This is a genomic window from Shinella sp. M27 (assembly GCF_049199905.1).
In the GTDB taxonomy this organism is placed as follows: domain Bacteria; phylum Pseudomonadota; class Alphaproteobacteria; order Rhizobiales; family Rhizobiaceae; genus Shinella.
Map to the genome: position 1 here is coordinate 104,102 of NZ_JBLZPK010000007.1, position 22,182 is coordinate 126,283.

A 22,182-nucleotide genomic window follows, 5' to 3' on the forward strand; every position below is an offset into this window, starting at 1 on the left:
CGACCTAGTCGCGAGGCCCCGGTTCAATTCCGGGCTGTTGAAACGTTGTCTTGTCAGGCTGCGTTTCGACAGCCCGGGTTGAGTGTAAAATGGATAATGCATCCCGCCTGGCGGTTTACAGTGCGCAATGCACCAATGTTCGTGCGCTGGAAGTCGCTCGTAAGCAAATTAGGCGGGCAATCAATGACGCTTTACGAACCGGAAATCTCGTAGCGGTCGATGTGCATACGAAAGCGATGGCGCTGGTTTTTTGTGCCTGGGTAGAGGCGAACTTTTCAAAAACGATTCACACGCCAAAAGGCTTTTCCCTTGTTGAGATCGCGCAGATCAAGGCGTCTATACGTGCTGGGAGTGTAGTCGACGGCTGGGAAAAATGTATTCAGCTAGCGTTCTTGAAGACTGCAGCAAATAAAAGCAACTTCAAACCAAATGCCAAGCAAAGGTTAAAAAAGTGCGTTGCATCATTGGTGGCGGATCCTAGTCTAATCCGTAACAAGATTGCCCATGGGCAATGGATTGAAGCTCTTAATAGAGATAATACAAAAGTAAATCCCGATCTTACGGCGTCGATACATTCATTGGATGCCGTTAAGGTCGATATGTGGTTTGATTGCCAAAAAATTCTCTGCGAGATCGTGGAGCTATTGGTTGAATCCCCCAACAAAGCTTTCATGGCATCCTACTGGGGGATGATAGAAAAGGTCGAGCAAATTCCGATCGACCGGGCGGCGTGGACAATTTCATCGAAAAGGATGCGGCTTAAGGCGAAACGGGCGCCGGACAGAAGTTAACGGTCCTTTGGTGCCGCTAAATGCAATGAATCCCTCATCAGTCCGCCCATTCATACCGCGCTTTAAGCCCGTTTAAGTTGCGATGTGGAATTGCACCGCTGTGCTGTAGCATTCCAACAACGATGCCTGGATGGATCTCGACCTGCTTAGCGAACGCTTTCACAGCGACTTCAGACCTTGGGTTAGTTCTCTTGAAAGCGGCAAATCTAGTCCTGCCAACGAGGATTTCCTCCGCCCAGGCATCGGCCTCATCCTCCACTCCGTCACCCTCGCCGCCCTTATCGTCAGCGAACGCCCGTCCCCTATGAAGAGTTATGTGGGCGGCTTCATGGAAAAATGTCCACCAGAAATGGTCGTTACTCTTCATTCGCAACGACATCTGGATGATTGCTCTATCGCCCTCGAGCCATCGAGCGGAACCGAATAGACAGATTTTCGGAATCGGTTTCTCAAGCACAAATGCCACACCAGCGTTACGGCACAGATCCATCATACGAGGATAGAAGATCTCCGGCGGGCTGGTTGTCAGCTTACGGATTTCAAGCACAGCATTAGCGAACTTGTTGGCGTCAAACGCCGGCAGATTCATCCCGCGCGCTTTCCTCTCTCCAAGAAGCAACCATGCAGCAACATGATATTGGCTAGTCTCGAAAGCCTTCGATTGTCGATGATGAACTGCTAGATTTGCCCACCGGGCGTCGAAAGCATGCGGGCTTCCGACAGCAAAGAACTCCAGCAGGGAACTCAGAAGTCGGCCGTTATCATTAGTCGCGGGCAGCGCACCACGATCTTTCAGTTCTTTGATCGGGAACTTGGAAAGAACCTGATCAGCGTCTGCCAAGGCTCGATAGTTTACGGCTTTGGCTTCACGTAGATCCCACTTCGCCTGCAAGCCCGTCCAGATGCTGGCCTTTAATCCAAGAACGCGTTCTAGTTTCAGTGCCGTGTCTGCCGTCACCGGGTTGGTGCCGTTGATGATCGTGCTGACATGCTTCGGGCTCATGTCCGCGAGCCTGGAAAATTCGGCTTGAGACCATCCGCGGTCCTCAAGATACTCGGCAAGATGCTCGCCAGGATGAGTCGCCCAATCTGGCGTCCAGTCTTCCTTCTTCGCTACAGCAACCATCGCCCAATCCCAACGTCATTCACTTTTGAAAGGTCATTTGGTTCAGTGGTAGTCAACAATAGCGCGAATCCGAATCGCGACAACGGCGGCACGGTCTATGCCTCCGTCATCACGAATTGGGACCGGGTCGTGATCAGGCTCAAATATAAGCCGCCAATTCCCGGTGATAGCTACCGCAAAACAGCCAGCCCATTCACCATCAAGCTGATGGCATCGATCTGGCGGATCGGTAGGGACCTCGCTGAGATTGCTGGCCTGATCCAGCACGGCTAGCCGCATTTTTAGACGGCCAGCTCGATCACCATACGCCTTCTTCAATTCCCTGTCAGACTCCAACTGACGTCGAAGTTTGCCATTTGCAAAATCGATCTTCATCAGCGTGTGCCTGTTACCCATTAAGTAATAGAATCGGAATCGTTACGCAATAGGTAACACACAACGACGAGAGATTAAAGTTTTGCTGTCCGTAAGTGCCGGGATAATCCTTGGCACCCCTTCAGGGGCGTCCTACGCGTGACCTTCAACTTCGATTGGAGGTCACATGGCGACGATCCGGAAGCTCAGAGGACGCTGGCAAGCCCAGGTGCGTCGGCGAGGTATGAAGCCCCGCTGCAAGTCCTTCGACAGCAAGCAGGAAGCCGAGAAGTGGGCGCGCGATCTGGAAGCCCAGGTCGATCGTTTCGGTGCAGCTCCAGACGCGAAGATCCTCGAAAGCACGACACTCGGCCAGCTCCTGGAGCGCTACCAGCGCGAGATCTCGCCCACCAAGCGCGGGGCCGCCCAAGAGATCCAGCGGATTGATGTGCTGCGCCGTCATGATCTCGCTTATCGGACGCTGATCGGATTGAGCCAGCAGGACATCGCCTCGTTTCGTGACGAGCGCCTGCAGTCGGTAGCTCCATCTACCACCGTCCGCGAGCTTGCGATCCTAAGCCATGTGCTTGAGGTGGCGATCCGCGATTGGGGTCTGCCGCTCGCAAAAAACGTGGTGAAGCTGGTTCGCCATCCGGTGATCCGGAATGAGCGCAGCCGGCGACTGACTGGTGACGAGGAGCAAAGGCTTCTCGATGGCTGCGATGGTGGACAGACGCCATACTTCAAAACGCTGCTGATCCTGGCCATCGAGACAGGGATGCGGCGAGGGGAGATCCTCGGGCTGAAATGGTGCGACATCTCGCACAATCGCCGGGTGATCACGCTCGGCCTGACCAAAAACGGCTCCGGCCGTGAGGTGCCGCTGTCTCAGAGAGCATTTGACGCGCTGATGGATTGGAAGGAGCGCTCTGCGGTAGATCAAGCTACCGTCTTCCCCATGACGCCTGGAGCGCTGGAACAGGCGTGGCGTCGGCTGCTCATCAGGGCAGGGATTAAATCGCTGCGCTTCCACGACCTCCGTCACGAGGGCGTCAGCCGTCTTTTTGAGCGGGGTCTGAACATCATCGAGGTGAGCAGTATCTCCGGACACAAAGAGCTCCGGATGCTGAAGCGCTACACCCATCTGAGCGCCGACGATCTCGTTGCGCGCCTAGGGTAGATCTATCTACGTCAGTGCCGTCGCCTTGCTCTATGTTGACATAAACCTTGCCTAAGGGCCAAATCTGTCAAGGTCGCGGGACAAAAAGATCAAAAATTTATATCTTGGGTTGCGTTTGACCTTGCCTCCAACCTTCGAAACACTGCCGATTTTGGCCCGACCTTGTCATGATGTTTACATCACCTTGCGGATTTTGCCCATTTCAGGCGTTTTTGGTGCCGATGCAAAGGTTATGCAATGCGCTTGAGTTGCATCAAGCGCATTGCGCGTCGCTCCCTCTAAGTCAACAGCTTTGACTGCCAATTTTCCCGAACGCCGGACGGGTGAGCCAGTTGGTAGACGCTACCAATCCCTTGGGCGCCAGTGGCAAAAACATATCCGCTGGTGCGTCAGGATGCTTGCGAAGATCAATCTATACCCTCGTGCCAGCGCACTGGAATTGCCGGGATCTGCTGAGAGGATCTGATAGCGGTTGAGCGCTACCACACGCCTCAGCTCTACGCGGACGATCGATAGCAGAGCGTCCGCCTCTCGTTCACGCCCGCCCAATGCCGCGCAACCTCCTCTTCCATGGCTGCAGCGATCTTAGATCGAGACCCAGGTCGATCGGAGGACATCGAAGTCTTAGAAGAAATCAAGCTGCACGATGGGGATGCCTTCCGTAGCGGCGATGATTGGGCGACCTATCCTCCCATGCCGCAAATCGACAGAGAAGCTCACAGGCGCGCATCATCTGCCCGATGGTGCGATGTATCACTTTGATCAATGGAACGCGCCCACGCGAAACCTCGAGTCGAAGCGCGCAAGCCGAGGCTCGAAGATTCTTTGGCGATCTTCTGCGCTCGCGTCGTCATTTCGCTATACAGTAGATAGGCAAGCGCGTGCCCCCCAATCGATGAACACTAGCCGGACGACTTTGGTCGCCCGAAGGAGAACCTATGCCCTTTTATTGCAATTCATCCGCCCAGTGGTTGGATGACACTCTCGAAGCGATGCGTCTGGTGATGCCTGACGTCCTCGCACGTGAGCGCGAAATTGCGAACAAGAAGTGGTTCGAATACCGCTTCATGACGCCGATTGCCGCGAGTCGGCACTTTGCCAGCTTATACAGCCAGGGTTTCAAGGCATATGTTAGGTTTAACGGCGATCGCGACGAAGCTGAGGTTAGGCAGGGTCTAGGGGCTCGCCTTTTCCTCAAGCCCTGCGCCTCGCTCACGGAGCTCTGGCATGCGCGGCAGCGGACTGACGAACTCGGCCTTCCTTATGAGTTGCTCATCGAATTTGGCTTCAAGTTCGCCAGTGAGGGCGGCTGGAAGAACCCTCCTCGGCCTATGCAGCTCTTTGGCTCGACTGGATCTGACATTGCCTGGCCTCTCGAATTCGAAAAGTTCCTGAACGAGCGTTTGCCTCTCTTGGTCGACCAGTTTACGGGGCTCCCGCAGTATCGGATTGAGAACTATCGCGGTCTGCCGGTTCAGGATGAGTTTCGGGCATACCTCGCAAACCGCATTATTGAGTCAACCAAGCCGTGGGCAAGGCGGATGGTTGGGCCCTGCTTGCAGAAGCGTCATCTTCCTTTGCTGTCCGCGATCAAGCTCGCACCGAAGGATCAGCGTCGTCGCATTGTATCGGATCTTCGTGCTGAGCTAGAGCACGGCCTGGTCGCTGCCACGTCGAGTGAGCGTCTTCCCAAGATTGCATGCACGTCCTCTTGCTTAGGAGTCGCTGGACCTGATCCGAGTGCCTCAACCTGCTCGTCGTGTCCCTTCGCTGTGGAATGCCTTCACATGAGCACGATGGCGTCCAAGGAGATGATCAGGCGTTACGGTAGCGTCTCGGCGTTGAAGGATGCACGCGACGAGAAGCGGAAGGCGGGCCAGCGCCGCAGGACTGCGAGGTGCCGGGCAAAGAAGAGGCTCGCCGCGACATCTCCATTAGCAACTGCTGCGACCTGACCCCCGGAACATCAACACTGTAACGGTCAGCCGACATTCTTATTATTTCTATTAGAGTTAATAAATATTTGGTTGACCGTTACGTTTTGGATTGGAGTTCCGGGTGTTCAATCACCCCTACAAACTAGAAACGTTGCACCATCTGCGGCCTGGCGTGTCCTCGGCCCTTTTAAGAAGCAAGCCAACTTATGAATATCGACATCATCGACGTCCGCCGGTTCTTTCGCAACCGCGTCAACTACTACTCCGAGCTCCGTGACAGCCACTGCGTCGGCGTTCACGACGGGTGCCGCTTGACGCTGCGGCAGCTGTGCGAATACCTCGCCTTCGATCAGCACCCCTTCCCTCGCGAATACGAGCCTGAATTCCGGAGGCTCTGCGGCAGCTTCTACCCTTTGTGGCGTGGTAAGAGCCGCACTTATGGCGACGTGGTCGCTGTGCTGAACCAGAAGTTGGCAGAAGAAGAGGGACGTGCGGCATTCCTCGGAGGTGGTTCTGCACGTTACATTTCGAGCGACGTCGGACCGAGCTGATAGGACCACGAGCTAACGGCTGCTCGGAGCGTCTCATCCCAGCCAGGGGCGCTCCGGGTCTTTCGGGTTTGGCGCGAACTCGCCGTTACCCTGGCGTCGTTTCGACCGGTTGTCGGCAGATGACCTCTCTGCGGGTGTGAGTGCTGCGATCACGATCAATGCAATGATGCTGAAGAGGAAGCCGAGTGCGAACCAGCCGAGCGGGTCTCGGTATTTGTTCGCGGCCAAGATCGCGCAGGCACCACCGAACACGACGCCAGACGCAAAAATGATCAATGAAATGTCCATGAACTCCTCGCTGCGATCGGGCCTGGATGTGCCCGCGAGAGCGAAAGGGAACCTTTGTCCGATAGAGGTCAGCTGTAACTGCTGATCCGGTCGCATCCTATGGTTTCAAGGGCTTCCGGCGCAGCTCCATTTAATGACCGACAGAGCGAAAAGGTTCCTTTATGTCAATCGCTTAGCACCCATCGGAGCGTGAGGATATTGGAGATGAAGCTGGTCGGTTATGCCCGTGTATCAACAGTCGAGCAGAACCTCGATATGCAGATCGCCGCGTTGAAGGCGGCTGGCTGCGCGGAGATATTCACCGATCACGGATTGTCCGGTGCCGACTTCCAGCGTCCGGGCCTACTCACCGCTCTCAAACGAATCAAGCGGGGTGACATGCTCGTCGTTTGGCGACTCGATCGGCTCGGACGATCCCTTGTCGACCTAATTCAGACAGTAAACGGGCTATCGCAGCGGGGCTGTGATTTCCGATCGCTGACCGAGAGTATCGATACGTCGTCATCGGGCGGACGGCTGGTGTTTCACATGATGGCTGCGATGGCAGAATTTGAAAGAGCCATCATCAGTGAGCGCACCAAAGCGGGAATGGAAGCGGCGCGGGCAAGAGGATCGCGCTTAGGACGTCGCCCGTCGATGACCGAAGTGCAGACCGAGGCTGCAAAGCGCGCCGTCGAGATCGATCTGGAGCCGATTTCTGAGGTCGCGGGGAGGTATCAGGTCCATCCGAAAACGCTGGCTCGTATTCTACGGGGAGTCCGAATCGAATAGCCTGTCGAAATCGACAGGGAGACTCGCTAGCGCGTTTGGCATGCCGGGTGCTGCGACGCAAAGTCGGGATGCGCGGAGCCAGCCTGTGAGCGGCTATGAGTCAACCAGAAGCTTTCCGTTCATCTATCAGCTCTTCTTCTTTGGCCCTGGCTGTTTGATCCGGATCCTGAGTGGCTTACCGTCGGGCTGATCAACGTCAAAGGCACCAGTCTTTCGGACAAGGTCACTAAGCTTTCGGAATCCATAGGTGCGTGGGTCGAAGTCCGACGCCAAGTTAGCAAGTTGGTTTCCGATGGCCCCGAGCGGCACCCAGCCATCCTCAGCTTCCATCTGCCCGATCACCTTCTTGATGATCGGCGTTGCGGCGCTCGGCGGCTGAAGCGAATTTTGCGTGGTGCTCGCGTCGCTTTCGTTAGACGCCGGGGCCGGGAGCAGGTTCTCGGTGTAGATGAACCTGCGGCATGCCTGCCGGAAGCTCTCCGGGGTCTTCTGCTCGCCAAAACCAAACACGTCAACGCCCTGCTCACGTATGCGAGCGGCCAGGCGAGTGAAATCGCTATCGGACGACACGAGGCAGAAGCCGTCGAAGCGTCCACTGTGCAGCAGATCCATCGCGTCGATGACGAGCGTGATATCAGAGGCATTCTTGCCTGTCGTGTAGGCGAACTGCTGTTGCGGAATGATTGCGTGCTTGGCAAGCACGTCGATCCAGGCCTTCGAGCGTGCGCTCGCGAAGTCGCCATAGATGCGCCGGACGCTTGCCTCTCCGATTTTGGCGATCTCCTCGAACAGTCCATCGACGATTTTCGCCGACGCATTATCAGCGTCGATGAGGACCGCAAGGCGCGGCGAACGAGGTTCAGACGGCATGTCTTTGTCTCTGCAATTCGGTCGTATTTTGGGCCAATGCGTCACGAGCCCATTGAGCCCAGAGATTTGTGGACGGCAGCCAAAACCACCCACCTATCTCGTCGCCGACAACTTCTGATTTTCCAGTTGCCGCGCAAGCTGCGGTAAGGAGGCAGATCCAGGCGGCTCGCTTCTCGTGATCTGTCTCGGACAACACCGCATCTATCAGTTCAAGATTCAGCCAGCCGATCGTGTGAAACAGGTTCTCGAGAACGCCGCTATCGACGGCATGATCATAGAGCCAATCGAATTTTCTGCGCTTGCCTGCTGCCGGCATAAAGAAGCGCGCCTCGGGCAAGAGAACACCCAAGAATGCATTGGGAAATGCTTCAACGATTGAGGCGCCATTTCGAATGGCCCTATCGACCACAATATTCCGGTCGGCGAGATGAACGACCTGCTCCGCCGTCTCCGCAGCGGCACGCCGCAAATCGCGTCCATATCCAATGTGGCTCAAGCCAGGCTTGCAGCGAGCCTGAAAGGTGCCGCGAATAAACATCCGCTCGCAGAGGCGATCGAGACTCTCGTCAGAACCGAGAGGGACGAGCGGGCCGTCGATAGCGATGACGGAGAACGTCGTCGTCGCCGGAATATGCTGGCTGCGGCGCTGCCAGTCGGTGTGAGTTCTTGCGGCCTTGAATGCTCTGCCCTTGCTCCAGGCGATGCCCGTCGTCGGCCGGGATTTGGAGAAGCCTACGTCGATACCAAGAAGTGCGATACTGTCCAGGTCGATCATAGGCCTTACCCCGCCGCGCTTTCGTTCAAGCCCCGGATCACTTCGACCAGTTTCTTTGTCTTCTCGAAGTCGAAGACTTGCTGCGGTCCTTCGGGCGCGACGTCGATGAACGGGCTCTCGTAGAGCAGGCCGGGATCCATCACGCCCTTCTCCGTCAGGTGCTCGATCACCATGTCGATGAACTCGATCTGGTCGGCCGTGGCACCGCTGTCCGAGACGAAGCCGGAGAATGCTTCGGCGACGGCTGCGCGGTCGAGGCCGACCAACGAGCGGACGAAGGCACCGAAGCCGTGGGCTACCTCTGTCGCCTTCTCCAGGTGCTTTGCGTCGCCGATGCCGGCCGTCAATAGCATCGCTTGCAGTTCTTCGATGTCGGTCGTGGTCAGAGGCTTGCCATGGCGCAGCTTGGCGATGGCGATGTGATCCTCGTGTTCGCGCAGGAAATGCCGGGCCTTGCGCTTGAAGCGGGCGAAATCGACCTCACCGACCTCCGGCAGATCGATTTCGGCGCCCTGGCCGAGCTCGTCCTCGAAATCGGTGTAGACGATCTTGCGCTTGCCCCTCTCAATATGCTGCACGAGGCCGCGGAGCCTGAGCCGCACCAGTTCGAGCAGCGGCACGGTGATGCCCTCCCACGAGATATCGGAGAGGATATCGAGGATCAGCGGATGCTGTGCGGCGATGATCGGGATCGCAGTCTGCTCGTCGAGTGCCGAAGCGATTTCGATCAGCTGCTTCTTCAGCCTGTCGAAGCTCTTCGAGCCCTTGAGCAGCGCGAGCTCCAGGCCGAAGATCAGGAGATCGAAGCGTTTCGCCTCTTCCGCCTCGCCCTTCACCTCGCTCGGCAGGGGAGCGACCTCGTCGAGCAGCTCGTCGCGCATGGTGTCCGTCAGGTCGCTCCAGGCCTCGGCGGCTTTGTATTTCTCGACGGTGCGGCGCTTGCCCCGCACGATGAAGTTGTCGAGGTTCATGCCGGCGACATAGGTTTGCAGCGCAGCGAGCGCCTCGTCGCGGATCGTTCGCTCGTCGAGCGGCTTTTCGTCTTCCCGCTTTTCGACGCCGGCGTCATAGTCGTCCTGATCCGGCTCCGCCACACCCAGCCTCCGCTTCTCGTCCAGAGCGCGGACAAGGTCGAAGCGGGCGGCGAACAGCCGTTCGTTCAGGCTCCTGGCGTTTCGGCCATCGTCCGGCTGCGGGTTCTGGCGGAAGAATTCCAGGTTCTGGCAATAGTCGAAGACGCGGAAGAACTCCTTGTCCTCGCCGGGGCCGAAAAGATCGGGGCAGAGGCGCGTGCCGCGGCCGATGATCTGCCAGAACTTCGTCTTCGAGCGGATCAGCTTGAACAGCACGAGATTGACGACTTCCGGCACGTCGATGCCGGTGTCGAGCATATCCACCGAGATCGCGATATGCGGATTGCCGTCCTTCTTCGAAAAATCGTCGATCAGGCTCTGCGCATATTCGGTCTTGAAGGTGATGACACGTGCGAAATGGCCGGAAAGGTGCGGATAGGCACGGTTGAAGCGCTCCTCGATGAACTCGGCATGGCTCTGGTTCTTGGCGAAGATGATGGTCTTGCCGAGACGATCACCGCCGGAGACCTTCAGCCCCTCGGTCATTACATGCGCCAGGACCTTGTCGACAGTGTCGGCGTTGAACAGCCACTTGTTGACGGCTTCGGCGTTGACGCTGTCGGGCGGGTCGCCATCCTCCTCGTCCCATTCCAGCATGTCCCACTGCTCTTTCTCGTCATCGGAAAGATCGTCGTAGCGGATGCCCTCACGCTGGAATTTGAGCGGCACGGAAACCGAATGCGGCGGCACGAGATATTCGTCCTCCACCGCCTTATTGAGCGAATAGGCGTCGGTCGGCACGCCGTCCTCAAGGTCGAACAGGCCGTAGGTGTTGCGGTCGATCTCATCCTTCGGCGTCGCGGTGAGGCCGACGAGCAGGCTGTCGAAATAGTCGAAGATCGCACCATAACGCTGATAGACCGAGCGGTGCGCCTCGTCGATGATCACGAGATCGAAATGACCGGAGCCGAAACGCGCCTCGCCTGCCTTGCGCTCGTCGATCAGGTTCATCATCGTCGGATAAGTCGAGAGGAAGACGCGGCCCTCGCCGTTCTTCTCCGTCACCAGATTGACCGGCGACGTCTCCGGCAGCTGCCGCTTGAATTCGCGCACGGCCTGGTTCACCAGCGCCACGCGGTCGGCGAGGAAGAGCACCCGCTTCACCCAGCCAGCGCGCATCAAGAGGTCGACAAGCGCGATCACCGTGCGCGTCTTGCCGGAGCCGGTCGCCATGACCAGCAGGCTCTTGCGCTGCCTGTGGGTCTCGAACGCCTCGGCGACGCGGGAGATGGCGCGGGTCTGGTAATAGCGGCCGGCGATCTCCCTGTTGACGGCCAATCCCGCGATCGGCTTGCGGCTGGTGCGCCGCTGGATCATCAGCACCAGCTCGTCCTTCTTGTAGAAGCCGGAAACGGCGCGTTGCGGATAGGCGCTATCGTCCCAGATCCAGTGCTCGTAGCCGTTGGAGGTGAAGATCACCGGCCGCTGGCCGAACTGTTTCTCCAGGCAGTCAGCATAGAGCTTGGCCTGCTGCTGGCCGGCGCGGGGATCGCGCTTGGTGCGTTTGGCTTCGATCAGCGCCAGGGGCTTGCCGTCGTCGCTCCACAGAACATAATCGACGAACCCCTTCGCTTCGGCATTCGGCATGCCCTCGACCGGAAACTCGCGGTCGCGCGGGCTGTCCAGTTTCCAGCCCGCCTCCTTCAGCAACAGGTCGATGTAGAGATCGCGGGTCTCGGCTTCCGAATAGTCGTGACGATCGGGCCGAGCCTCGTTCTCGCGGCGGGCGTGGGCGACCTCGGCGCGTAGGCGCGCAAGTTCCGCGTCGAGATCGGCTTTGTCGCGCAACATGGCTTCGAAGGTCTTGTCCTTCGCCTCCATCTCGCCCTTCATGCGGGTGAGTTCGGCAAAGGCGCGCTTCACCACATCGTTTTTGCGGGAGAGGGCGGCGGGATCGAAGGCAAGGCTGTCGGCGGGACGCTCCTTGCGTGCATAGGTGCGGGCCAGCCAGAAGCATAGGTGGAACAACTCGCGCACGGCATTGGCCGCTTCGGCCGGCTTCGTCTCGCGGCTTTCATGGACCGCCTGGTTGCCGATCTTGATGATGACGCGCGCCTTGGAAAACACCGCCTGGCCGGCGAGTTTCTGAAAACTCGGCTCGTGGATCAGCGCCGAGATATTGCTCTGATAGGGAAATTTCAGGCCCGGATCATGCGTGTAGGCCCATTGCACCGCCAGTTCCACCGTCCGCCGCGCATAAAACGCAGCCGCCCGCGGATCGCCTTCGACCAAAACCTCCGCCCGCTTCGCGCTGTCGAAGATTTCGGGGAATTCGGCAGAGAGGAAGGCGAAGTTGGACATGGTGACCCTCAGAGCTGGCCGGTGAAGGCGCGGTGTTGGAGGGAGGAGAAGAGGGTTTCAGCTTCCGCCAAGCCCAAAAGCTGGCGCTTCTTTTGTGCGATGGTCGCCATGGCTTTGGCCTGAAATGATCTTTGGCTTTCGCCATCAGGCACCGGAATCAGAACTCCGCGGAGTTTTTCCTTGGATATGTTCGGCATCGATCCGGCAGATCCTCCAGCCAACGATTGAATCTGTGATCTCAGCCTACGGTTTGAGAGGCATGCCCACAAATACGTGGGCGATAGTTGCTCTTGGTCGCGAACCACCAGACGGAATATCAAATCAGAGAGCATAAGTTTGGATCTTACGTTGCCAACGAGTGCGCACGCAGCAACCAAATCATAGGTATTTTTTCGCGTAAAGAGGACATCGCCTGCTTGGATTTCAATTTTTGGTCGTGGTCTTAATTCGCTTGGCAAAGCTTTTTGCTCTGCCTCGCGGAAAACACCTGACGTTACAGCGCTAAGCTTTAGAACGCCCCATTCATGATCGAGCGCTGGCCGATCTAGGCAGCTTGGACTCCAGCCACTTTCGATATCGCTGAGAACGTCGCCGAGTGCTTCGGATCTCCATCCCTTCGGATTGCTCACCGGATCCCCGAACATCTCCAGAAAGATCGACTGGGTGAGGCTGTCGAGCAGCGTGATGGCCTGACGGCGTTTCTGGCGCATGTGATCGGCCTTATCCAGGATCGCTGCGATCCGCTTCTGCTCGCCGAGTATCGGGAGGGGGATTTCAAGGCGTTTCAGGAGGTCGGCCGGGACGCGCTTCTGGCCCGCACTGCCTGTCATTCCCTTCTCGCCAATCTTCCTGAATCGCTCGCTCCACAGCAGGTGAAAAGCATACTTCGGATCGAGAGCAAGCGAAGGACGTAGGACATGAAATTCCGTCGAGCCGAAGCCGAGCTTGTTCTGGATTGTCTCAGTCGAGGCCGCTTTTCCGTTCTCAAAGCAAGGCGTGATCTTGGCGACGAGAACATCACCGCGCTCGAAGTAGGTATAACCCTTCTTCACCTCACGATATATGCGCGCTTCCTCATACGCGACGTATCCATCTTCGGAAACCGCACTCATCGGAAGAAATGACACCACGGTATCGTCGTTTATATTCTTCGGCGCTCTTGGATTGATTTCGCAGACTTCATCGAGACGAGCAGTCCGAGCACTCACAGCATAGCCTCCAGCTCTTTTAGTCCCGCCGCGATCTCGTCCTCCAGCTTGAGCAACTCCGCAATGATCTCCTTCGGCGGTCGATGCTCCGCCGCCTCATGCACCACTTCCTTGTAGCGGTTGAGCGAAAGATCATAGTCCGCCGCCGCGATCTCCTCCCGCGTCACCGTGAAACTCCGCTCCGTGCGCGGGTTGTCGCGCTCGGTGCCGGCGCGCTCAGCCCAGCGGGCGACGACATCCGGCAGGTTGTTCTTCGCGTGCTCGCTATCGCTGAGCTTCTCCTTCGGCACCGGGCCGAATTTCTCCTCGGCCACCAGCATCTGACGTTTGTCGTCCAGGCTCATGCCGTCGGCCTGCAGGTCGTAGAACCAGACGTGATCCGTGCCGCCGGAATTGGTCTTGGTGAAGAGGACGATGGCTGTTGAGACGCCGGCATAGGGCCGGAATACGCCCGACGGCAGCTTGACGATGGCGTCGAGCTTGTGGTCGTCCACCAGCATTTTCCGGATCGCCTTGTGCGCCGTGGACGAGCCGAACAGCACGCCATCCGGCACGATCACGGCCGCGCGCCCGCCGGGTTTCAGGAGCTTCAGGAACAGCGCCATGAACAGAAGCTCGGTCTTCTTCGTCTTGACGATGGAAAGTAGGTCACTGGCGGTCGTCTCGTAATCCAGCGAGCCGGCGAAGGGCGGGTTGGCGAGGATCAGCGAGTATTTATCGGCATCGTCGCCATGGCTGGAGGAGAGCGAATCCCGGTAGCGGATATCGGCGCCCTCGACGCCGTGCAGCTGCATATTCATCGAACCGATGCGCAGCATGGTCTGGTCGAAATCATAGCCGTAGAACATGCCGTCATGGAAATGCCGGTTGAGCGCCGCATCGCGAAACAGGCCCTTGTGGTGCTCACGCAGATATTCGCCGGCCGCGACCAGGAAGCCGCAGGTGCCGCTCGCTGGATCGCAGATCACGTCCTGCGGCGTCGGTTTCGTCAGCTCCACCATCAGCTTGATGATGTGACGCGGCGTGCGGAACTGGCCGTTCTGGCCGGCCGACGCGATCTTGCCGAGCATGTATTCGTAGAGATCGCCCTTGGTGTCGCGGTCCTCCAGCGGGATTTCCGCCAGCATGTCGACCACCTTGGCAAGAAGGCCCGGTGTGGGGATGGTGAAGCGCGCGCCTTTCATGTGCTCGGAATGGGCCGTGCCTTTCTCCGCCATGTCGCGCAGGAAGGGAAAGACATTCTCCGAGACGATGAAGAACATGCGGGCCGGATCGTCGTTCTTGAAGCGCGACCAGCGCAGCATGGCATAGGCGATCTCTTCCCTGATCTCCCCCGTCTCTTCATCCCGCAAGGTGCGGTAAACGCCGTCCGGAAAGATCACCCGCTCCATCGGCCGGCCGAGCATGTTGGCCTTGTTTTCCTCACGGGTCTGGATGTCATCCAGGCCGCGCATGAAAAGCAGGTAGGTGATCTGCTCGATCACCTCGAGCGGATTTGCGATCCCGCCCGCCCAGAAGGCATTCCAGACCTGATCGACCTTCGAGCGAATTTCACCTGTGAGCATGCGCAGTCCCTGTCACCATCCGAATCGGGTTTGACACTACGGCATCAGGCCGTGCTACTGAAGATGCATCGGGAAGTTGAAGTGCTATGGGTGATGCATGAGTCTGGGTGAGCTCGTTGGCCGCGTCGTGAAGATCTTTATCACAGGCCAGGATCCGCGTAGTCTTCGAACGGTCGAGCTCGACAACTGGACGGGCGTGGCCATCACCGGACAGCCCGAGTTTTTCAAGAAGGCGCTCGAGGACGAAGTTCTCAGCCGATCTTGTGTCTATCTGCTGATCCGCTCGAGCGCCGACGACGACCTGCCGGAAATCTACGTCGGAGAAAGCGACGACTTTTCGCAGCGTTATACGAGCGGTAAATTTCCCATCGATTTCGACACCTTTCTCATTTTCACGAGCAAGGACGACAATCTGACACGAGCGCACGTTAAGTGGCTCGAGCGCGAACTATGGTCAATCCTGAAGGGTAACAGCGGCAAAGTTCTCGTCGCGAACACCAACAAGCCGACCGGCTCCAACCTGCCCCGCGCGGACATCGCCACGATGCGGACCTACCTCAGCAACATGATATATGTGCTTGAGGCGCTGGGATATGATCTGTTTTCTGTCCAGGAGCGCACATCTGCATCGCCCTCGTCTGCTAAGCCGACATTAGATCCTGTCGTTGGAAACGATGGCCTCTCGCTTAGGCTCTATTCGACACTACCCCGACGCCCTGATGACCGTGCATTTCTACGCTATGAGAACGGCGCCTACACGCTGATGTCTGGCTCCAGGATCAATGCCAAAATCACCGACAGTCTGCCGGCAAACGTTAGAAAGCTTCGGCAACAGCTGATCGAGGACGGTGAACTCGTCGGACATGGTGATTATCTCGAACTCATGCGAGACATACCATTCTCGAAGCCTTCTCCAGCGTCCGCGCTAGTTAAGGGCAGGAGCTCTACCGGATACATGGATTGGGCCAGAGAGATCGACAATATGCCCCTGGGCGCTATCCTCGGTATTGCTGCGACAGGTCAATCGCCTGACGATCCGGCACAGTGAGGCCACACTCGGCTCATCCCTCCCTTGAATTTGCCAGCACCTGAATCTGCAGATATTAACCACCCCGCGCTCAACAGAGCCGACCGACTATGCGGAGAGGTGGCAGAGTGGTCGAACGCACCGCACTCGAAATGCGGCATACGGGCAACCGTATCGTGGGTTCGAATCCCACCCTCTCCGCCATTGTTTCTTTGCCGAGGCTTGAAATGACCGGCGTTCCCGAAGGGAGCGCATGGACTTTGTGTGTCCCGCCGTGGCATAGGGCGCGGAACACGACGAGGCCCGTTTTTCCATGATCCGTATCGAGAATATCAGCAAGTCCAACAGCCACCGCATTCTCTTCATTGAGGCTGCGGCCGCCTTGAACAAGGGTGAGAAGATCGGGCTTGTGGGGCCGAACGGGGCGGGTAAGACGACGCTGTTCCGGATGATCACGGGGCAGGAGCAGCCGGACGAGGGACAGGTCTCCACGGAAAAGAATGTCTCGATCGGTTATTTCAGCCAGGATGTCGGCGAGATGGAGGGGCGCAGCGCCGTCACCGAGGTGATGGACGGCGCGGGCCCGGTGAGTTCGGTTGCGGCGGAGCTGCGGGAACTTGAGGCGGCGATGGTCGATCCCGACAGGCTCGATGAGATGGATGCGATCATCGAGCGTTATGGCGAGGTCCAGGCGCGCTATGAGGAGCTCGACGGCTATGGGCTGGAAAGCCGGGCGCGCGAGGTTCTGGCGGGCCTGAGCTTCAGCCAGGAGATGATGGACGGTGACGTCGGCAAGCTTTCGGGCGGGTGGAAGATGCGCGTGGCGCTGGCCCGCATCCTGCTCATGCGGCCGGATGTCATGTTGCTCGACGAACCGAGCAACCATCTCGATCTCGAAAGCCTGATCTGGCTAGAGCAGTTCCTGAAGACCTATGACGGGGCGCTTTTGATGACCTCGCACGACCGCGAATTCATGAACCGCATCGTGACGAAAATCATCGAAATCGATGCCGGGTCGCTCACCACCTATTCCGGCGATTACGGCTTCTACGAGCAGCAGCGCGCGCAGAACGAGAAACAGCAGCAGGCGCAGTTCGAGCGCCAGCAGGCGATGCTCGCCAAGGAGATTAAGTTCATCGAGCGCTTCAAGGCGCGCGCCTCGCATGCCGCGCAGGTGCAGAGCCGCGTGAAGAAGCTCGACAAGATCGAGCGCGTCGAGCCGCCGCGCCGCCGCCAGACCGTGATGTTCGAATTCCAGCCGGCGCCGCGCTCCGGCGAGGATGTCGTCAATCTCAGGAATGTCGATAAGGCTTATGGCAGCCGCACGATCTATAGCGATTTCAGCTTTCTCATCCGCCGCCGCGAGCGCTGGTGCGTGATGGGTGTCAATGGTGCGGGTAAATCGACGCTGCTGAAGCTGGTCGCCGGGGCGGCCACGCCGGACCAGGGCAGCGTGACGATCGGCGCGAGCGTCAAGGTCGGCTATTTTGCACAGCATGCTATGGATCTGCTCGATGGCGACCTGACGGTGTTCGAATGGCTGGAGACGGAGTTTCCGCGCGCAGGCCAGGGGCCGCTGCGCACGCTGGCCGGCTGCTTCGGATTTTCCGGCGATGACGTGGAGAAGAAGTGCCGCGTGCTTTCGGGCGGCGAGAAGGCGCGGCTGGTCATGGCGGCCATGCTGTTTGACCCGCCGAATTTCCTGATCCTTGACGAGCCGACGAACCATCTCGATCTCGACACCAAGGAGATGCTGATCAAGGCGCTTGCCGATTATGAGGGCACGATGCTGTTCGTGTCACACGACCGGCGCTTCCTCGGCGCGCTGTCAAACCGGGTGCTGGAGCTCAACGGTGACGACGTGCATCAATATCCGGGCGGTTATACGGAATATGTCGCTCAGTCCGGCCACGAGGCGCCCGGTCTCCACGTCTGATCGGCTGTCTCCGACGCGCGCCATGCGTTAAGACGGACGAGACCGGAGGGGCGCATGGACCGAAAGAAGTCGCTTTACCGCCACGTCAGCACGCGCACGCACGGTGTGCGCCACGGCGGGGGCGAGGACTAAAGGCCCTCCCGGCGGCGCGAGGAGCGTGTGCATGCGGGCGTGATGGGTGGCCGGCAGCGGCACGGGCTCGATTATACGCCGCTCTTCAAGTTCCTGCTGTCGCGTGTGGGGGACGATTGGGACGCCATGCATGCCGAGGCGATTGCCCGGCTCGACGGGGCCGAACCGATCTTCTGGATGGTCGCGCGGTCGGAGGCGGAGAGGAAGCCGTTCGTGGGCATGGGCGAGAGCGCCTATTACAGCGGCCTCTTCGTGGATGAGGCCAATCGTCTGCAGCGCGTGGATCCGCATTTGAGTGTCGTGCAGATGGAGCCGAGCTGCGCCTGCTGCACGCACACGTTCAACGGTGTGCCTTTCACGCGAAAATACCGGCCGCCGGTCGATTAGGATCGGCCGAGATATTGCGCGTCCGTCACCTTTTCCAGCCAGGTTACCGGCGAGCCGTTTTCCGATTCGGCGATGGCGATGTGGGTCATGGCGGTCTTGTCGGTGGCGCCGTGCCAATGCTTTTCGCCCGGCGGAAACCAGACGACGTCGCCGGGACGGATTTCCTCGATCGGCCCGCCGTCGCGCTGCGCCCAGCCGAGGCCGGATGTCACGATGACGGTCTGGCCGAGCGGATGGGTGTGCCAGGCGGTACGGGCGCCGGGTTCGAAGGTGACGATGGCGCCGCCGGCGCATCCGGGCGCTTCCGCCTTGAAGGGCGTGTCGAGACGGACGGTGCCGGTGAAATAGTCGGCCGGGCCGGAGGCCGAGGGGCTGGTGCCGTTGCGCTTGATATCCATGGATGTCTCCCGATTCGTCGTGCGATCCTATACCGGCCACGCTGTGCGTTCACGCGATAAGGCGATTGCTGGCGAAGTGGCGGCAGACGCTCTATGACGGCGCAGTGGGTTTTGAGGCGAAGCAAATGAGTGGACGACGGATCGGGATCGTCGGCGGCGGGCCGGCCGGGCTGATGGCGGCAGAGGTGCTGTCGGCCCGCGGCCATGCCGTGACCGTGCTTGAGGCGATGCCGACGATCGGGCGCAAGTTTCTGCTCGCGGGGAAATCCGGCCTGAACATCACCCATTCCGAGCCCTATGCACGGTTCGTCAATCGTTTCGGTGCTGCCAATGAACGGCTGCGCGCGACACTCGACGGGTTCACGCCAAATGACCTCCGGGCCTGGGCGGAGGGCCTTGGCACGAAAACCTTCGTCGGCACGTCCGGCCGGGTCTTTCCCGAGGTCATGAAGGCGTCGCCGCTGTTGCGCGCCTGGCGGGCGCGGCTGGAGGGGCAGGGGGTCGATATCCGCGTGCGGCATCGCTGGACGGGTTTTGCCGAGGGCGGGTTGGGGATCGAGACGCCCGAGGGCGAGACGGTGATGGGGTTCGATGCGGTGCTTCTGGCGCTCGGCGGGGCGAGCTGGCCGCGGCTTGGATCGGATGGCGCCTGGGTGGAATGGCTGGCGGAGAAGGGTGTCGGCATCGCGCCGCTGCGTCCGGCCAATTGCGGCTTCGACGTGGACTGGTCGCCTGTCCTCATCGAGAAATTTGCGGGTGCGGCGGTGAAGGGCGTGACCGCGCAATCGGCCGCCGGCACGGTTCCCGGCGAGTTCGTCATCTCGAAAACCGGAATCGAGGGCAGCCTGGTCTATGCCCATGCGGCGGTGCTGCGCGATGCGCTGGAGGTGGCGGGGTCGGCGGCGCTGGTGGTGGATCTTGCGCCGGGGCGAAGCGCCAAGCGGCTGGCTGCGGATTTTGCCCGCCAGGGCGGCAAGGCGAGCTTTTCGACCCGGCTGCGCAAGGGCGCTGGGCTGGATGGCGTCAAGGCGGCGCTCCTGCGGGAGTGCATTGCGGATGTCACGGGTCTCTCGCCGGAGGCGCTAGCGGCCGCGGTGAAGGCCCTGCCCATCCGTCTCGTCCGGCCACGGCCGATCGCCGAGGCGATCTCTTCGGCCGGCGGCATCCGTTTCGAGGCGCTTGGCGAGGATTATGGACTGAAGGCGCTGCCGGGCGTCTTCGCCGCCGGCGAGATGATCGACTGGGAAGCGCCGACCGGCGGCTATCTGCTGACGGCCTGTTTTGCGACCGGCCGCGCGGCGGCAGCCGGGATCGATCGCCGGCTATCCAATAAAATGTAAGGCGCTCAGGCGCGTTTCGCCTGCGCCGGCGTGTGGCCGCCAAGGCGCCGGGCGGCGTCCTTCAGGCAGGCGAGATATTGCTCGCGATTGGCAAGCCCGTCGGCGCGCGGCGCAACGAGGCAGAGCGTCGCGACGGCATGGCCTTCATCGCCCATGACGGGCACGGCAAAGCAGTGGGTAAAGCTGTCGACGATGCTGTTGAAGGTGAAATGGCCGTCGCCTTCGGCCGCGCGCACCTCGGCGAGGAAGGTGGCCGGATCGAGCCATTCGCCGCTCGGCAGCTGGAAATCCTGCGCCGGAATGAAGGCGAGGATTTCGGCATCGGTCATATGCGATACGAGCACGCGGCCTGATGCCGTCCACGGGATCGGCACGGACTGGCCGACATCGGTGGAGATGCGGAAGGGCCGCGCCCCTTCGCGCATGCGCACGACGGTGTATTTGTTGCCGTCCAGCATGCAGAACTGCGCGGTCTCGCGCGTCTCGTCGGCCAGCCGTTCCAGCGCCGCCTCGCATTCGCGCGTGAAATCGAAATGGTTCTCATAGGCCGCGCCGAGGAAATAGAGCTTTCGGCCGAGATAGACGCGGCCCTCGCCGCCGGTGAATTCCAGGATGCCGTTGCGCAGAAGCAGGTTCACCAGCTCGTAAACCGATGAGCGTGGCGCGCCGATCTGCGCAGCGATCTCGTTCGGCTTCAGCGCCTGGCGCTTCTCGCGCAGGAAGTCGAGGATCTCGAAGGCCCGGTCGAGCCCGCGTGCGCGCTTTCCCGCCGCTTCGTCCAGAACTGCATCCATCGTCGTTCCTTCCTGCCTCTCGTTGCCGCCAAGCTTCTCATCCCGGGCGCTGCCGCTGTCAATGCGTGCGCCTTGCCTTCCGCGCAGGAAATTTCGGCACCCCTCTTGCGGAGCGCAAAATTCGGCATAAGATCGCGACGTCCGGTATTTAGATCATTTGTACATTATATTGGACATTGACGGATGGCAAGCCCGTTTCTGCTGCCGCACACAAAAGGGGATCGACAATGAAGACTTTTGAGAACAACCCGTCCGCTTCGCTGCGCAGCCGCCTCTTCGCGGGCGCCGCCGTCGCCATGGGCCTGCTTGCGCTTTCGGCCGGCACGGCGTCCGCCGCCGCCAATTGCATCAAGGGCGATCGCAAGGCGCCCTATACGGTCGGCTGGGCGAACATCTATTCGGTGCCGACCTGGATGAAGCAGACGGAAGGCACGATCGCCGCCGAGGTCGAGGAGCTGAAAAAGGCCGGCCTCGTGAAGGACCTGATGATCACGGACGCGCAAGGCAATGCCCAGACGCAGATCCAGCACATCCAGTCGATGATCGATGCCAATGTCGATGCCATCGTCGTCATCGCCGGCTCGTCCAACGCGCTCGATCGCGTGATTTCCGACGCCTGCGACAAAGGCATCGCCGTCGTCAACTTCGACAGCCTCGTCAACACCGACAAGGTGACGGCGAAGATCAACACCGATTCCAGCGAATGGGGTGCGGGTGCGGCCAAGTGGCTGTCCGACCAGCTCGGCGGCAAGGGCAAGATCATCGTCATGAACGGCCCGGCCGGCATCTCCGTCAGCGATGACCGCCGCAAGGGCGCCCAGCCGGTGCTCGACGCCAATCCGGGCCTCGAAATCATCACCGAGACCAATACGGAATACAACGCGGCCCCCGCGCAGGAAGCGATGACCAGCCTGCTCTTCGCCAATCCGGAAATCGACGGCGTGCTCTCGCTCGGCGGCGCGCTGTCGGCCGGCTCCGTCATGGCCTTTGACCGCCAGGGCCGCGAGCAGGTTCCGATCACCGGTGAAAACGCCCGCCAGTTCCTCGAACTGTGGAAGGAAAAGGGCCTGAAGGGCTGGGCCACCATGCAGCCGAACTGGCTGGGCGCGCTCTCGGTCTATACGGCCGTTCAGGCGCTGGAAGGCAAGGATGTGCCGGCCTTCGTCAAGGTGCCGCTGCCTGTTATCGATGACAGCACGATCGACGGCTATCTCGCCCGCGCCGACCAGTTCCCGGCCGACGGCTACATCTACTCGGATTACGACCAGGCGCTGTTCGACAAGCTGCTCGCCCAGAAGTAATCCCGGTTGAAGGATGC

20 protein-coding genes and 1 tRNA gene are annotated in these 22,182 nt (G+C 59.7%); 11 read left to right on the forward strand and 10 right to left on the reverse strand.

Translation table 11 applies throughout. The features are described 5' to 3' along the window. Window positions 1-89 precede the first annotated feature (89 nt). Window positions 90-791 (forward strand): hypothetical protein, encoded by a 702-nt coding sequence (locus ACOZK4_RS01685; protein ID WP_421590047.1) that lies wholly within the window; start codon window positions 90-92, stop codon window positions 789-791. 37 nt (window positions 792-828) lie between these two features. Here the strand turns inward: ACOZK4_RS01685 and ACOZK4_RS01690 are convergent, their stop codons facing one another. Together ACOZK4_RS01690 and ACOZK4_RS01695 are read right to left on the reverse strand one after the other, a co-directional pair. Continuing rightward, window positions 829-1,917 (reverse strand): HigA family addiction module antitoxin, encoded by a 1,089-nt coding sequence (locus tag ACOZK4_RS01690; RefSeq protein WP_421590048.1) that lies wholly within the window; start codon window positions 1,915-1,917, stop codon window positions 829-831. A 42-nt stretch (window positions 1,918-1,959) separates the two neighbouring features. Beyond that, complete coding sequence (locus tag ACOZK4_RS01695; protein ID WP_421590049.1) at window positions 1,960-2,292, reverse strand: type II toxin-antitoxin system RelE/ParE family toxin; 333 nt, start codon at window positions 2,290-2,292, stop codon at window positions 1,960-1,962. A gap of 166 nt (window positions 2,293-2,458) precedes the next feature. On the opposite strand from ACOZK4_RS01695, the gene ACOZK4_RS01700 reads away from it, so the two are divergent. The 3 genes from ACOZK4_RS01700 (at window position 2,459) to ACOZK4_RS01710 (ending at window position 5,939) form a co-directional block, all read left to right on the forward strand. Next, a complete protein-coding gene (locus ACOZK4_RS01700; RefSeq protein ID WP_421590051.1) occupies window positions 2,459-3,451 on the forward strand; it encodes a site-specific integrase in 993 nt (330 codons plus the stop codon). 938 nt (window positions 3,452-4,389) lie between these two features. Further along, complete coding sequence (locus tag ACOZK4_RS01705; protein WP_421590052.1) at window positions 4,390-5,406, forward strand: hypothetical protein; 1,017 nt, start codon at window positions 4,390-4,392, stop codon at window positions 5,404-5,406. Window positions 5,407-5,594: 188 nt separating this feature from the next. Continuing rightward, the gene (locus ACOZK4_RS01710; RefSeq protein ID WP_421590054.1) at window positions 5,595-5,939 is read left to right on the forward strand and encodes a hypothetical protein; all 345 of its coding nucleotides are present in this window, start codon (window positions 5,595-5,597) and stop codon (window positions 5,937-5,939) included. Between the two features lie 33 nt (window positions 5,940-5,972). Here ACOZK4_RS01710 and ACOZK4_RS01715 read toward each other — a convergent pair whose 3' ends face one another. After that, window positions 5,973-6,227: a hypothetical protein gene (locus ACOZK4_RS01715; protein WP_421590055.1), complete on the reverse strand. Its 255-nt coding sequence runs from the start codon at window positions 6,225-6,227 to the stop codon at window positions 5,973-5,975. Window positions 6,228-6,431: 204 nt separating this feature from the next. On the opposite strand from ACOZK4_RS01715, the gene ACOZK4_RS01720 reads away from it, so the two are divergent. Further along, window positions 6,432-6,998 (forward strand): recombinase family protein, encoded by a 567-nt coding sequence (locus ACOZK4_RS01720; RefSeq protein WP_421590057.1) that lies wholly within the window; start codon window positions 6,432-6,434, stop codon window positions 6,996-6,998. A 126-nt stretch (window positions 6,999-7,124) separates the two neighbouring features. Here the strand turns inward: ACOZK4_RS01720 and ACOZK4_RS01725 are convergent, their stop codons facing one another. The 5 genes from ACOZK4_RS01725 to ACOZK4_RS01745 are packed head-to-tail and all read right to left on the reverse strand — an operon-like array spanning window position 7,125 to window position 14,850. Beyond that, window positions 7,125-7,868, reverse strand: coding sequence for an NYN domain-containing protein (locus ACOZK4_RS01725; protein ID WP_421590058.1), 744 nt, complete (start codon window positions 7,866-7,868; stop codon window positions 7,125-7,127). Continuing rightward, entirely contained in the window at window positions 7,858-8,643 is a 786-nt protein-coding gene (locus tag ACOZK4_RS01730; RefSeq protein WP_421590060.1) for a DUF429 domain-containing protein, read from the reverse strand. The genes ACOZK4_RS01725 and ACOZK4_RS01730 overlap by 11 nt, the downstream gene beginning before the upstream one ends. 5 nt (window positions 8,644-8,648) lie before the next feature. Next, the gene (locus ACOZK4_RS01735; protein WP_421590061.1) at window positions 8,649-12,077 is read right to left on the reverse strand and encodes a DEAD/DEAH box helicase family protein; all 3,429 of its coding nucleotides are present in this window, start codon (window positions 12,075-12,077) and stop codon (window positions 8,649-8,651) included. 8 nt (window positions 12,078-12,085) lie between these two features. Then, window positions 12,086-13,285, reverse strand: a complete 1,200-nt coding sequence (locus ACOZK4_RS01740; RefSeq protein WP_421590062.1) for a restriction endonuclease subunit S — start codon at window positions 13,283-13,285, stop codon at window positions 12,086-12,088. Beyond that, the gene (locus tag ACOZK4_RS01745; RefSeq protein ID WP_421590063.1) at window positions 13,282-14,850 is read right to left on the reverse strand and encodes a type I restriction-modification system subunit M; all 1,569 of its coding nucleotides are present in this window, start codon (window positions 14,848-14,850) and stop codon (window positions 13,282-13,284) included. Before ACOZK4_RS01745 ends, ACOZK4_RS01740 begins: the two co-directional genes overlap by 4 nt. 97 nt (window positions 14,851-14,947) lie before the next feature. Between ACOZK4_RS01745 and ACOZK4_RS01750 the strand changes: the two genes are divergently transcribed. The 4 genes from ACOZK4_RS01750 (at window position 14,948) to ACOZK4_RS01765 (ending at window position 18,332) form a co-directional block, all read left to right on the forward strand. Further along, the gene (locus ACOZK4_RS01750) at window positions 14,948-15,898 is read left to right on the forward strand and encodes a DUF4357 domain-containing protein (protein ID WP_421590065.1); all 951 of its coding nucleotides are present in this window, start codon (window positions 14,948-14,950) and stop codon (window positions 15,896-15,898) included. A gap of 93 nt (window positions 15,899-15,991) precedes the next feature. Further along, window positions 15,992-16,081 (forward strand) — tRNA-Ser (locus tag ACOZK4_RS01755). A gap of 109 nt (window positions 16,082-16,190) precedes the next feature. Next, on the forward strand, window positions 16,191-17,813 hold the full coding sequence (locus ACOZK4_RS01760) for an ABC-F family ATP-binding cassette domain-containing protein (RefSeq protein ID WP_421590066.1): 1,623 nt from the start codon (window positions 16,191-16,193) through the stop codon (window positions 17,811-17,813). A gap of 174 nt (window positions 17,814-17,987) precedes the next feature. Further along, complete coding sequence (locus ACOZK4_RS01765; protein ID WP_421590067.1) at window positions 17,988-18,332, forward strand: hypothetical protein; 345 nt, start codon at window positions 17,988-17,990, stop codon at window positions 18,330-18,332. On the opposite strand, the gene ACOZK4_RS01770 is transcribed toward ACOZK4_RS01765, so the two are convergent. Beyond that, a complete protein-coding gene (locus tag ACOZK4_RS01770; protein ID WP_421590068.1) occupies window positions 18,329-18,730 on the reverse strand; it encodes a (R)-mandelonitrile lyase in 402 nt (133 codons plus the stop codon). The genes ACOZK4_RS01765 and ACOZK4_RS01770 overlap by 4 nt on opposite strands. 125 nt (window positions 18,731-18,855) lie before the next feature. On the opposite strand from ACOZK4_RS01770, the gene ACOZK4_RS01775 reads away from it, so the two are divergent. Further along, the gene (locus ACOZK4_RS01775; protein WP_421590070.1) at window positions 18,856-20,070 is read left to right on the forward strand and encodes a TIGR03862 family flavoprotein; all 1,215 of its coding nucleotides are present in this window, start codon (window positions 18,856-18,858) and stop codon (window positions 20,068-20,070) included. Window positions 20,071-20,075: 5 nt separating this feature from the next. Here the strand turns inward: ACOZK4_RS01775 and ACOZK4_RS01780 are convergent, their stop codons facing one another. Next, on the reverse strand, window positions 20,076-20,864 hold the full coding sequence (locus ACOZK4_RS01780) for an IclR family transcriptional regulator (RefSeq protein ID WP_421590072.1): 789 nt from the start codon (window positions 20,862-20,864) through the stop codon (window positions 20,076-20,078). A 227-nt stretch (window positions 20,865-21,091) separates the two neighbouring features. Here ACOZK4_RS01780 and ACOZK4_RS01785 point away from each other — a divergent pair, with 227 nt between their 5' ends. Beyond that, a complete protein-coding gene (locus ACOZK4_RS01785; RefSeq protein ID WP_421590074.1) occupies window positions 21,092-22,165 on the forward strand; it encodes an ABC transporter substrate-binding protein in 1,074 nt (357 codons plus the stop codon). The last annotated feature ends 17 nt before the right edge of the window (window positions 22,166-22,182 follow it).